Genomic DNA, 13,115 nt, shown 5'->3' on the forward strand with positions numbered 1-13,115 from the left:
GCGTAGGCAGAGAAAAGAAGGTAAAACGGCCCTGAACCCTGTCTCTCACGGAAACACCTCTGCGTAGGCAGAGAAAAGCGGGGATTGCCCCGTGGGAAATACGCCCCGATAGAAACACCTCTGCGTAGGCAGAGAAAAGTACCCGATAGTCCCTTGAGCGTTTTTCCCCGTAGAAACACCTCTGCGTAGGCAGAGAAAAGCACACCGTTCTTCGTCGAAAGCCAGCGTACCGGGAAACACCTCTGCGTAGGCAGAGAAAAGAGCTGGATGTGTTCCTTGCTGAGCGTCCAACGAGAAACACCTCTGCGTAGGCAGAGAAAAGTCCGGAATAATTTTGTCACGCAGGATATCCAGAGAAACACCTCTGCGTAGGCAGAGAAAAGTCCGACATTTGGTATATTTTTTGATGATTAAATCAATATTTTGTATATCAAAAAAAGACCATATGATTCCAGATTGTTAAAGAACGTACTCAAGAGATTTTCTTTTCAATAACAAGCTGAATTCCAGATATTGTAATAAGTTCTTTGGAGGTGGAACCCAGATTGAAAATCTTGTAATAGGGTGTTTTGCCCACGCTTTTAAAAACCAGCAGTCCGGACTCTAACGGGCAATTATCGAGAAGATAAGACACAACCTTGTCGGCTACATGGTCAGTGACGCCTGAAACAAAGACATTGGGTTTCGGCTCAATAAACCACAATTTCATTCTTCCACGTATTCGGTCAGGAAGACTATTTGCAATCACTACGATCATTCGTTCTTCCCCAATAATCGCGGTATATCGAGCGTCATCCGTTTAAGGAGATCCAGATCAATCACCCTTTGTCTGAAAGCATCAGAAACTTTTTCTCTTTCATATATTCCGTTTAGTTGCCGTGTCAGAGCAAAAGCTAGATCAATCGATACCTCAGCTTTATATAGGTCGGATATGTCGTAGACAAATGGTAATGGTGAACCGGTATGCACAAAACCAATGTGAGGGGAGTATCCCAATGCATGTATGACAGATGCTGTAACCCCATATAGAGCTGCATTGCATACGGTAAGAATCTGATTCGTTGTACTGGATAGTTGAAAGTGATTTGGGACAAAAGACCGACCGCTCCATCCCACCCGGTAGTATATGGCTTTTTCAAGGTATAAGGCTTTGACTCGTCTGCCTTCCATACCCCTCAGATCACTGAGGTTTCTGTTTGTCAGATCCTCTCCTGGAAAGCGATCCTGAAACATTCTCTTTGCCACACACAAACGAGTTGTTGGATTAGCAGCCGCTTTCATTTGAAAGCGGAAATTTTTTGTATCTGCAGTCGGCGAATCACCGAATGCATAAAAAAGAAGACTATCTTCTCCCATCCAGCTCACTGAACAGTTGGCAGCCGAGAGAACCTTAATAGCCTCATGAGTTACAGTGGTGCCTGGCCCCAGAAACAGCGAACAGATTGTAGCAATAGGTATCCTCACGACGTTTCCATCGGAATCGATCCACTTCACGCTGCTGTCGTCAATAGCGAGTCTTCCATGTTCCAGGTATAGGAATGGATACTTATCCTTTACCCTTGGAAGCGTGTCTCTCGTTATCTTGACATAGAGTCTGGGGCCAGTTCCCATAGCACTAACCTTCGGGAGCTGCAGGAATCACAGTAACCACTCTGTCACGATACTTCTTCATAACACCGAAGGAGACTGGTACATCGTTGAGGAGCATGACAGTTCCTTTTTCCGGAGCTTCCTCCTCAGTAACGGTGAATTGAGGTTTTCTATTTTTCCTTTCAGCTAGCGATACCGCTTCTTTCTTTGCTTCTTCCGCCGTGTCAAATAAACCCTGAGGAATAATCTCGGAAGGAACACAGTTTTTCCGTCCCAGGGAAAGCGCCCATACAGGAGACTTTAAAGCATTGAAAAGAGTATTCGCGAGTTCTTCATCGTCAAACGACAGATAAACAGAAAACGCGGCCGACTGCAGGTAAAACCGATAAGTCAGTTTGGAACCCGTCACCATCGCGGGCTTTTTCCCTTCGTCCGTCTTTGGGATGAAAAGATTCTCCCACGGGTCCTTACCGTCATATCCATTTCCGACTCCCTGAAAATCGACGAGCATAGGCGAAGGCGTTTTCTTATCCAGTATGAACGACTGGCATTCCCATTTTGCTTTGGAAAGACGGGAGAGCAGTTCCGTTTGGGGTCCGCCAGCCCCTAGGGCTGCGCAAAGCATTCCGCAGATGCCGGATAAGGTCGGAAACGGAAGCGTGTCTCTCCGATCAAACTGGGAGTCGTGCCCCCAGCTTTGCAATGGGCCTTCCAGCCAGAGCAAGAGAGTTTTCATAACCGCTCTCCTAGATGGCCGCCTGAATTCCGTGGATCAGATCGTCAATGGAATAATCCTCGTTTTTTCCCCACTCGAAACCAGCGATTTTGCCAAACAGCGATCCGCACATTTTTTCCTTCTTATCAAGATAGGAGTCCAATGCCTTGATGCTCGGATTCAAATAGCCGTTATCGCAGCGTACAGGGGTCTCAAAGGGCACCTGCAAGCGCTGCCCTTTGCGGACATAGACTCTGGCATAGTCCCAGGGACTGGCACCGGAACAGGAGTGCTGACGTGCTGTGGGAACGGCAACGAAGAGAGCTTTCGTGAAAATTTCAACGGCTTTCTTCATTTCTTCGTCAGATTCCTCTTCAATGCCGAATGTGTCCGCGAGCTGTCCCAGGTCCAGGCTGATATAGCGGTAGTACGTGGCTGAGTTGTATTCAATCGGTCCAAGATGAGCGCTGCCCTGTTCCTCAGGTTTTCTCATGTCATCAAGAGCCGTGAAGTAATCAATTTCGGGAACAGATTTATGCGTGGAAATAGCGTGGGAGAAAGAGGCTGCTGCCTGTACCTCCATCTCAGGTGCCTGGGCTACCATGCGGCCAAAGAGCGCAATATCAAGCACATTGAAGTTTTTGTCGAGAATCTTTTTCGACAGCTTGACAAGCTCCTGGGTAATACTCTTCAGTTTTTTAGCCCCTTCTTTCCCTGCCGGAATCTGGAGGTCAAACCCTTTCTCTTTGGCATATTCGGCAAATGAGTTGCACTCTGCAGGGCTGATGAACACAAGCGTGTCTTTGGCCAGAGCCTGAGAAATGGTGTCGCCGCTGACGGCAGCCTGTTCATCAGTCGCACCCAGTTTCTTGCAGGCTTCAGAGACAAGATCCGAAATATGTTTCGTACGAATACCGAGCTGGAATTGGGGTTCGGCATCGTTGTTGTTATTGTCAAGAAGAGAGTGAAGATCCATTCTCACGCGGCGCTTCCAGCACTGAGAGCTGACTCGGGAACGGGGGACACCCCCAATCAGGGCTGTTTTCGGGGAACCAACGTCATCACGGTTCAGACACGTAACAGGAAAGCTCTGAAGAATATGGTATTCAACGATCTTGCCAGTGTAGGGATTCTTTTTCATAGTTTGCCTCTTAAGCCTCAGAAGAGAGAGAAACGGGAATAATCTGTAATAGGCCGCAGCCGAAAGCTCTCCCGCGGCCAATTCCATTTGCAAAAGATTCAGAAAAAATGTCTTTGTCGGTGACCTCAAGCGTGCCGCGAAGATCGGCTTGTGAGAGCGTGACCTTGCTGTTATCTTTTCTGAAAGTCACGACCTTTTTTGAAGTAACTTCCACAGCGCCCGGATCGACTGAGAAACCCCAGCGAGGTGCACGGTCCGCGAACCACTGAATGATGTTTTCATCTCCGCGTACAGGCTCCACATTTCTGGAAACGTGGTGGAAGATGCTCGGATTGACTCTCACATAGAATCGGTAATACCGACTGTCAAGAAATCCATCAGGCAGTTCTTTGGTTTCGAGACTCCCAAACATGGGGGTCGATGGGGGCACCTTAGAGAGAATCAGAACACGTGTCTGATCTCGATGTCCTTCTGCGAGTCGCCATTGAATGCCTGAGGGAGCAGATCCTTTTTTCTCGATACCGCCCAATCCAAAAAGCCCACAGATAATACGGTGCAGGCTGTAAGGGTCTGTTACTCGATTCCATGCGAGATCGATAGGACTCAGCGTAAGAAGGCTGAGATAAAACTTTGTCGTCATTTCTTATACAGCCTCTTCGTTGGAGGAATCGGCCGATCTCCCATAGAAAGAAATCGCCCATTGCATCTTGACCCGTTCTCTTCCAGTATCAAAACGGAAATCCCGCAGATCCTCAAGGAGCTGAGAGTAGGAAAGGTGTGCGTTTCCTTGACTCTGGATCAGATGAAGCATCGGCCGAAGCACCCGGCAGGCCTCACTCAGGGAGTCACAGGAGAGAAGCCTCTGAAGGCGCTGCGCTCCAGGAGAATGAGATGATTCCCCGCCGTTTCCTGAATTAGCGAAACAGACAGCAAGCGCTTTGCCCAGATCCTGATTTCCATCGGTTTCCACCTTACTTTGAGCAAGCGCGGCGGCGACCAGGAAATAAGCGTCTTTTTCGTCGCTCTTTAGATCCACTTTCTCCTGAGTGAGGATAGGAATAAGAATCGGCCAGGCTTCATACTGCGTCGCGGGGTTGAACGCGCGTCTCAAAGCGGCGGCGTCTCCCTTGCTTTGCTTGATGATCTGAAGAATACGGGAAATAAAAACTTCCATTTTCGGACTCCTGGACCGCGCCCAGCGGGCACGGCCGACAGATGGATACGCTCTTGCCCAATCCAGTAGTTGACGGCTGGACGTTTTGGGGCAGACGATATTGAAAATATCCAGAACAATGTCATCTATTCTGGAGCGCAGTTTTGGAGATTCATTGTTTCTGCAGAGGTTGATGATTCTTTGCTTCAGAGGATCACAACGTTCCCAGAAAAGAAGCGAGGCCCGCCCGGCGAGTTTTGACGCGTCAGCTAAATTTCCGGCTCCTGAGCTGCTTCCATAAGGCATGACGTACTCGCGGACGCTTCTCTGAAGTGTCCTATCCATTTCTTCCAGATATGCGAATTCAGTTTTATAGGTTCTGAACCAGCGCTCATGCGGATAAATCTCTACAGCGGATTCCACGTAATCGTTGGTAGAAGAAACTTTCTGAGTTCCCATACTGAAAGTGACCTGCAGCCCCCCGGACCAGATGCCAACGCTCTCACGGGCGTACGCCAGCTTAGAAAGCGCGAGATTCAGACGCCAGCAGATACTGTTGTTGTCACTTTGAGAATCCAGGCATGAAGTCAGAGCAACCAGATCCCGCCACGGTCTCTTCTCTGGATGAACCTCTTCACAGCGGAAGACATTTTTCTTGTTCTTTTTCAGGAGGGTTGACGGATCAACGCTGCCATCATTAAGGACAATACCTTCGGTGATATAGATGCCGTTTTTATCGAGCAGGCAGAATCGGTTCATTGAGAGGAGCTGCCCCTCAAGAGATTCCTTTAAATCCTGAGCGATTTCATCATCCTCTCCCTTTGGCATGGCATCCCAGGGAGGCGTACCGACGCCTGAAGGAAAAAGATTCGAATCTTCGATTTCCTCTTCGGTAAAGGTATTCATCCAAATTGTTTCAAGAATGGATTTTCCGAAGCAATAGGTGTGAAGAAAACCGTTATAACCGACCCCCGACCCTGGTTTTGCAGAAGTTTTTTTCAGGCTGTAGCCGGCTGACAGAGAAAAAGAGTTATCAGTCCGCTTTCCTCCTAAGGAGAAGTTCATCTGCACTAGCAGTGCCACAGCTTTTTCAGCATCGGTAAACGAATGATCCAACTGTCTTTGGGTAAGAACAGTCGTATTACCTGTCGCTATATGAGGGTATAAACCGCCGATTTTCTGCGGCTCCGAAATTTTCAGTTTAATTGCGGGAAACTGAAGAAAAGGTTTATCCCCATATAATTCGAAAAGATCCCGGCGTGATCTGAGGTAAGAGAGACATCGTTCTCCAAATTTTTTCAGATCGGCTCCCAGTTGTCTCCACTCCTCCTCATTATCCGGAGTGCACGCGGCCTGGGAAATCGCCAGCAGGAGATTCATTACGGAAATTTTCTCAACGGGATTTCCTCCTAAATGGCGGAGCGATTCGTCAGAAAAAATCGCCTGCAGAGAGACTGGTTCATGACCGGCAACTGGAATCCAAGGCTCGTCAAGCAAGTTGTAACTCATTGGCGCTACTCCTTTTCCAGGCACCATCCAATCGTCGAGTCGTAGTACTGCGTGCAGTCGCGTGACAGGTTGAAAGCGGTGCCGGATTGATCAATTAAAGCTATAAAAAGATTCTCGGAATTCGGTGAGCCTAAGTAGATGAAGTTTCCGAAACCGAATGCTTTGGCTTTTTCAAAACTGATAGAAAAACCTTTCGCACGGGTAACTGAGAGGTGAATAAAACTGCTTCTCAAAGAAGAGGCGATTTTTTTCCACTGGGATTTGGAAAAGTCCTTCTGCTCATGGGGGAATGTTACTTTTTCTCCATTCAGGAGAGTCAGTACCGTTCTGCCATTCTCGGTAGCTATGTTTTGGATAAGAAGCATATCCACAGTGGGAATTTCTGAGTGCCGGGTCTGCGCAGTTGAGTCATCCTCCGTTGAGGTGCAAGGATTATTGAGATTTTTCCTAGCGTCCTCAATCAGGCGATAAATACCCGGGCATTTGGGAGTCCCATACAGAAGGTCATTCTTCAGATTCCCAAACAGGCCTGTTTCGGGTCTGTCACCCAAAGCGGCTTCCATCAGCCGGGGAATGTCGGAGGGGACTGCTAATTCAGAAACAGGTTCCAGAGTTTCCAGTGTCCGGCAAAGCGTATAAGGACTATAGACAGCCGCGGAAGATCCTAGGTTCTGCCGAGGATTCTCCAGGGCTTCCTGAAGTGTGGGAGAAAGTATCCACATTTCACGCACAGCGGCATCAGAACGAGGAGTCTTTTGATGACGCCAGAGTCTGCCTGATCGCTGAAAAATCAGATCGATAGGCGCAATCCGGGATACCATGAAATCAGCATCGATATCCAGGCTTTGTTCAAGAATCTGGGTGCCAACCAGGATACGGCCGCAATCAAGACGGTGAGCCCATCCTGATTTCCCTAAGCGGGGAACCCATGCGGATTCAATGTTTTGTCGATCGCCCCGTGTAAATCGGGAGTGAAGCAACCCGCAGTCCACACCAATTTCCTTCGCTCGTGCTGCCAGCAACCGGTAAATTCTTTGACTGGTCGCGACATCGTTTTCTATCCAGAGTACCTGCTGATGGTTTTCAGCCCTTTTTAGTGCTTCCTCAATAGCGTCCCGTTCACCTTGTTCTTCGTGATGCAATGAAACAAAAACAGTTGAATCGGGCTGAGGAGGAAACGAGATGTGCCCCACAGTGCCATTTTTTCGATAAGAAATGACCGGATACCCGAAGTCTTGCCGTTCATCCTCTGACAGTTCTCTTCTCCCCCTTGATGATTTTGCTTTTTCAGGGAAAAGAAGCTGATGGCGGCTTGATCGTGTCAGAGTTGCGGAGAGAAGGATAACCGTACACTTCAAGGCAGCTAGTTCATTTATAAGTTCCTTCAGAAGGAATCCAGTGTAGGCGTCATAACTATGAACCTCATCGATTACGACGACTTTGCCTGCAAGACCGAACAGCCGTACAAAACTGTGACGCACAGCCATCACAGAAAGGAGTGCCTGATCAACAGTACCGACCGCAAAAGGTGCGAGAAGTCCCCGCTTTTTTGCAGAGAACCAGCTGTTTCCCGGAGTAAACTCCCCACCCCCCATATCAAGGTGCTCAAAAAAATCCTCAGCATTAGCGTGAAGAAGTCCGGGGAGATCCGAGTCCGGAGCAGCGGCGCTTAGAAAATTGGCGAAGCGTTCGTAGATCTTGTTCGCGGTGAGTTGCGTTGGCAGCGCAAAGTAAATGCCACGGGCATGACCAGAAGAGAGAGCTAGGTAAGCCGCGAAGAGTGCGGCTTCAGTCTTTCCTAATCCCATTGGCGCTTCAAGGATATAAACACCTGGTTCACTGGCGACTTTGCCTAAAGCCTCCTGAAATTTATTAGGAGAATAAGGAGTGCCGTCGTTATCTTTGAAAATTTCTCCAAAGGTTAGTGATCCCTTTATGCTTACCGGACTCATTCCTGCGTCTGCGGTAGCTTGTGATATCAGAGGCTGCCATGGAGATTCTGGATTATCGAAAATTGAGCCCGAACCAATCCAATCTGCCGCGGTAGTGAGGCCAGACACAAGTTGCCTTTGCACAGTAGTCATGGAGGCGGGAAAGGATTCTTTAAGTTCGTTCACGCATTCATTGATAAATTTTTCGCGGGATTTTTCCCAAAGAGGGCCCCCAAAATCTTCATCATCGGCACGCTGCCATTGCAGATCTTTCTTGGGTAGAGACCCGTGATGCTGTCCGACCACAGTCGCAATGTTATGATCGTGAGTCAGTTCCATCATCGTCACAAAGCTGACCCCCGGGTGTCCTCCCCAGCGCTCGGATTCATACTGTCTTATAGCTTCAGGATTATCGGTGAAAGAGGTTTCCTGCAGCAATTCCTTTACAGTGCCGTCTGATATTCCCGCCATCAGTTCAAGGCGAAGGAAAAAGGTCGGGGAGATTTTTCCCACGTCGTGGCATGCGGCGATAAGGGCAGAACCGGATGGAAAGATTGAAGATATCGTTTCCGGGAATAGTTTTTGCAGCTCTTTGGCGATCGTACCAACTATCAGACAATGATCTGCAACCGATCTGCCAAGTCGGTTGATCCCTGACTCATCTATCCAGGTTTTAGCCGGACATTGTTCGGCAGGTGGTGCAACTCGAATAAAAGAAGTCATGAAGATATACCTTCTAGTGTTCAATTTAAATTTCCCAACGCTCTTAAAATTATCATATCAGTAATTAAAATGCAAACGACCGGCTGTAAGGAGTGATGGTTTAGGTCGTTGGTTTCTGTTATCGAATTCGCCGTGTGGAAATCGATTGAGCTAGCGTTTATAAATTAGAGAGCAACATACACTGTCCGCAAAAAGATACAACGGCTCGGGAATGAAACTGTGGCAAAGGAATACGGAAATTTTTAGAGGTCATGGAAACTAAGATCGCATCATTCAAGCGTGGATACACGCAAAAACTATTAATACGATATTTGTACGGTATTTATTTTTGTATTTTAAAAACAGAACAAAATTATAAATGATTGATTAAAAGTAATTAAAAAATTCTACCAATCGTTAAAAATTGATTAAAGTCAATTCAAATATCTGATTTCATGGTCTGAAACCAGACAAAGCGGAACAATGTCCTCATCCAAATAACCGGGTAAGGGATCAGCTGAAAGGATCAGCTTTTCTCCCCTAAACTTTGTAAGACAGAGGACAAAAAATGCCGTCTACCGCAATTGATAGCCAGATCCATGGTTCGATGTTCAGCACGGACGAAATGCGCAAGATTTGGAGCGATGAGTCCTGGGCCCAGAAGTGGCTCGACACGGAAGCCGCTCTTGCCAAGGCTCAGGGTGAGCTCGGCGTTATCCCGAAGGATAAGGCTGACGTGATCAATGAATACGCAAAGGCTGAACTCCTTGATATCCCTTCGATCGGCGAATTCTATAAGTCCTCGATCACGATCGTGCCGCTGCTCTGCGCTTTCAAGGCGGTCCTTCCCGATCATGCCGGTGAATTCGTTCACTGGGGCGCCACGAGCCAGGACATTGTCGACACCGGCATGGTCCTTCTCGAACGCGACGCCTATCAGGTCATCCTCCGCGACATGAAGGCCTGCCTGAAGGCCTGTCTCGCTCTCGCGAAGAAGTATCGCACCACCCCGATGGCCGGCCGTACGCACGTTGTCCACGCCGTGCCGATCACCTTCGGCTACAAGGCTGCTGTCTGGGCTGACGAACTCGGCCGCGACATCACCCGTCTTGAAGAGATGGCTCCGCGAGTCTTTGTCGGTGAAATGGCCGGCGCTGTCGGCACGCTCGCCTCTCAGCCTGAGAAGGGACTGGAAACCCAGAAGCGCATGTTTGAGATCCTCGGTCTCCGCTGCCCCACGATCGCCTGGCACGTCCAGCGTGATAATCAGGCTGAATTTGTCAGCACGCTGGCAATCTGCGCAGGCACCATCGGCCGCATCATTCACGAAGTGCTGACTGAGCAGCGTACTGAAGTCCTGGAACTCGAAGAACCGTTCTTCATGGGTAAGGTCGGTTCCTCCACGATGCCGCATAAGCGCAACCCCGCTGTCTGCGAAAACGTTCTCGCCCTCTGCCGCAACGTCCGTTCGATCGCCCCGTCGATCGTCGAGTCGATGGTGAGCGAAGCTGAGCGCGACTGGGGCTGCTTCCTCTCCGAGTGGGAAGGCATCCCGCGCGCCTGCCACCTCCTTGGCTGCGCTCTCGCGAAATCGAAGTACATCCTTGAGAACCTGATCGTCTATCCGGAGCACATGGAGAAGAACCTCTTCCTGCAGAAGGGTCTGATGATGAGCGAATGCGTGATGATGCACCTCGCGACGAAGCTTGGCCGCCTGACCTCTCACTCCATCGTCTACAAGGCCTGTATGGAAGCCTATCAGAAGGAAATCCCGCTGAAGGACGTCCTGATGCGTACGCCTGAAGTGGAAGCCGCGTTCACCGAGGATGAGCTCGACCACATGCTGAACCCGCTCACCTACATCGGCCTCGCCCCCGAATTCGTGGACCGCGTCGAAGCCGAGTTCGGTGCGAAGGCGAACTCCTAACTCCTTCTCCGCCCCGGATTCTTCCGGGGCCGCGCCTCAGGCGGGATCCTCTTCCGCCTGGGGCGAAGCAGCACCTCAGCAGCCTATCACTGCATTACAAAGATCACCGTTCAAAGCGGGGACACAATCATGCCAAAAGCTTCTGCAACCTCTGGAGTCCAGCTCTGGCGCTGGATCGTACCGATCGCGGTCGGTATCATCATCTGGTTCCTCCCGGTGCCTGCGGGTCTTAACCCGAAGGCGATCCATATGCTCGGAATCTTCCTCGGCACCATCGCCGCGATTCTGACTAACCCGATGCCATCCGGCGCTGTGATGATGACGGCGCTCGCGGTCTCTTATTTCTCAGGCACGCTGACTCTCAGCCAGTCACTCTCCGGCCTCGCGTCCGGCACGGTGTGGATGATTTTCTCGGCGTACGTTCTGTCGCTCGGCTTCGTCCAGTCCGGTCTTGGCCGCCGTATCGCGTACCTGATGCTCTCGAAGTTCGGCGGTTCTTCCACCGGTATCGCGTATTCGCTGGGCTGCGCTGACCTCGTGATGGCTCCGGCTATGCCTTCCGTGACGGCTCGTTCCGGCGGCATCATTCTCCCGATCGCGAAGTCCATTAACGATGTGATGGGTTCCACCCCGGGTGAGTCCGGTAAAAAGATCGGTGATTACCTCATCATGACGTGCTTCCAGTTCACGCCGATCACGGGCGCTCTGTTCCTCACCGGTATGGCCGCGAACCCGCTCTGCGCGCACCTCGCGAAGGAAGGCCTCGGTGTGGATATCAGCTGGGGCACCTGGCTCTGGGCCGCTCTGCTCCCCGCCGCCATCTGCTTTGTGATTCTCCCGCACGTGACGAAGTTCCTCGTGAAGCCCACGATGACGAAGACTCCGGAAGCGAAGGCTCTCGGCAAGAAGATGCTCGGTGAGCTTGGCGCTCTGACGCACCAGGAGAAGCTTGTCGGTGTCGGTTTCATCCTCGCCCTCGTCGGCTGGGCAACCACGATGCTCACGGGTTACGACGCTAACGCGATCGGCCTTGGCGTGGTGGCTTACCTCCTGATTTCGGGCGCTGTGAAGTGGAAGGACGTCCTTTCTGAAAAGGCTGCCTGGGACACCGTGATCTGGTTCGGCGTCATCATCTCTCTCGCTGGCGGTCTCACGAAGCTTGGCTTCATCAAGTGGATGTCCGCGACGGTCGCGGCGCAGCTTGTCGGCACGGACTGGCTCATCGCCTTCATCGTTCTCGGCTTCGCTTACATCTACCTTCATTACATCTTCGCTACCGCTTCCGGCCACGTGGCTGCCATGTATGTCCCGTTCTGCGCGGTGGCTATTGGCTGCGGCGCTCCGGCTCTGATGGTCGCGGTCTGCTTCGGTATCTTCTCGAACTTTATGTGGGGCATCACGGAATACGCAGGCGGCCCGGGCCCGATCTACTTCGGTCAGGGTTACTTCGAGCGCCCGCGCTTCTACAAGATCAACTTCTGCGTGGTGACGCTTAACGTCCTCCTCGTCTTCATCACCGGCATGGCCTGGTGGAAGCTGATCGGCCTCTACTAAGAAGACCTGACAGAAATCCAAACTAACTCTCTACTGTTTCTCTCTGTTCCCGGAGGGAGTCCGCAAAGGCTCCTTCCGGTTTTTTTCACAAACCCGTACTTCTCCGCGACTACAATAGAGGCCGGTTTCCTATGCACACTAGAAAAGAGGATGGGACGATGACTCGCGTACAGCTGAAGGACAGACTGGCTCATAAACTGACCCGCGCGATCGCGAGCGGTCTCTATCCGGTGGGTACTCTCCTTCCAGGCGAAATGGAACTGATGAAGCGGGAAGGGGTCTCTAGGTTCACGGTGCGGGCGGCGCTCGCGCAACTTGAGCGCCACGGTCTCATCCGCCGGACGCCGCATGTCGGGACACGTGTGATCAGCCGCGGATCCACCCAGGGCTTCGGGCAGCGGCTCTCAACGCTCTCGGATCTCGGCCGCCTCGCGTCGAATAACAAGCGCCGGATCCTCAAGATCGAGGAAGTGGTGATCAGCAAAGAGCGCGCTGATTGGATTCACGCGGTGCCGGGTGAAAAGATGATCCGCTTCACGATGGTGCGCGTAGGGGAAAGGGCAGGGGAACCGCCGGTCGCGTGGACGAGCGAATATGTGAGCCGCGATCGGCAGGAACTCGTCACCGAGGCCCCGGCTCACCCCGATATCCTGATGATTGAACTCATTCAGTCGGTTTACGGGGACACGTGCGCTGAGGTGCGCCAGACAATTGAGGCGACAAAGCTCCCCGCGGAACCCGCGGAAGCCCTTCACGCGAAAGAAGGAGAGCCCGCGCTTCGGATTCTCCGGCGCTACTTTGATCCGAAGGGGAAGGTGACCCTCATCACCGTGAGCTATCACCCGGGCGAGCGCTACGCCTTCAATCTCACGATTGAGTTGAAGTAGCGGACA

10 protein-coding genes and 1 CRISPR repeat array (1 of these 11 running past the window's edge) are annotated in these 13,115 nt (G+C 51.2%); of the genes, 3 read left to right on the forward strand and 7 right to left on the reverse strand.

Annotation, left to right across the window (positions count from 1 at the left end; genetic code table 11):
• Window positions 1-383: a CRISPR direct-repeat array (repeat unit 28 nt; unit sequence GAAACACCTCTGCGTAGGCAGAGAAAAG) (it extends 3,434 nt beyond the left edge of the window).
• Between the two features lie 89 nt (window positions 384-472).
• From cas2e to cas3, 7 genes are read right to left on the reverse strand one after another with little or no spacing between them, the layout of a single operon-like run.
• Window positions 473-757 (reverse strand): type I-E CRISPR-associated endoribonuclease Cas2e, encoded by a 285-nt coding sequence (gene cas2e, locus BN1936_RS05790; protein ID WP_022444758.1) that lies wholly within the window; start codon window positions 755-757, stop codon window positions 473-475.
• Window positions 754-1,611, reverse strand: a complete 858-nt coding sequence (gene cas1e, locus BN1936_RS05795; RefSeq protein ID WP_049686856.1) for a type I-E CRISPR-associated endonuclease Cas1e — start codon at window positions 1,609-1,611, stop codon at window positions 754-756. Before cas1e ends, cas2e begins: the two co-directional genes overlap by 4 nt.
• 4 nt (window positions 1,612-1,615) lie before the next feature.
• Entirely contained in the window at window positions 1,616-2,326 is a 711-nt protein-coding gene (gene cas5e, locus BN1936_RS05800) for a type I-E CRISPR-associated protein Cas5/CasD (protein WP_022444760.1), read from the reverse strand.
• 10 nt (window positions 2,327-2,336) lie between these two features.
• A complete protein-coding gene (gene cas7e / locus BN1936_RS05805; RefSeq protein WP_022444761.1) occupies window positions 2,337-3,446 on the reverse strand; it encodes a type I-E CRISPR-associated protein Cas7/Cse4/CasC in 1,110 nt (369 codons plus the stop codon).
• Between the two features lie 10 nt (window positions 3,447-3,456).
• Entirely contained in the window at window positions 3,457-4,086 is a 630-nt protein-coding gene (gene cas6e / locus BN1936_RS11285; RefSeq protein ID WP_022444762.1) for a type I-E CRISPR-associated protein Cas6/Cse3/CasE, read from the reverse strand.
• 3 nt (window positions 4,087-4,089) lie between these two features.
• Complete coding sequence (gene casA, locus BN1936_RS05815) at window positions 4,090-6,108, reverse strand: type I-E CRISPR-associated protein Cse1/CasA (RefSeq protein WP_187367753.1); 2,019 nt, start codon at window positions 6,106-6,108, stop codon at window positions 4,090-4,092.
• 5 nt (window positions 6,109-6,113) lie between these two features.
• A complete protein-coding gene (gene cas3 / locus BN1936_RS05820; protein WP_082164489.1) occupies window positions 6,114-8,762 on the reverse strand; it encodes a CRISPR-associated helicase Cas3' in 2,649 nt (882 codons plus the stop codon).
• Window positions 8,763-9,309: 547 nt separating this feature from the next.
• On the opposite strand from cas3, the gene purB reads away from it, so the two are divergent.
• The 3 genes from purB to BN1936_RS05835 all read left to right on the forward strand — a co-directional run bounded on the left by purB (window position 9,310) and on the right by BN1936_RS05835 (window position 13,109).
• Window positions 9,310-10,668, forward strand: a complete 1,359-nt coding sequence (purB, locus tag BN1936_RS05825; protein ID WP_049686860.1) for an adenylosuccinate lyase — start codon at window positions 9,310-9,312, stop codon at window positions 10,666-10,668.
• A gap of 129 nt (window positions 10,669-10,797) precedes the next feature.
• Window positions 10,798-12,222, forward strand: coding sequence for a DASS family sodium-coupled anion symporter (locus BN1936_RS05830; RefSeq protein ID WP_022444766.1), 1,425 nt, complete (start codon window positions 10,798-10,800; stop codon window positions 12,220-12,222).
• A gap of 158 nt (window positions 12,223-12,380) precedes the next feature.
• Window positions 12,381-13,109 (forward strand): GntR family transcriptional regulator, encoded by a 729-nt coding sequence (locus BN1936_RS05835; protein ID WP_049686861.1) that lies wholly within the window; start codon window positions 12,381-12,383, stop codon window positions 13,107-13,109.
• Window positions 13,110-13,115: the final 6 nt, after the last annotated feature.

Source organism: Dakarella massiliensis, assembly GCF_001182045.1.
In the GTDB taxonomy this organism is placed as follows: domain Bacteria; phylum Pseudomonadota; class Gammaproteobacteria; order Burkholderiales; family Burkholderiaceae_F; genus Mesosutterella; species Mesosutterella massiliensis.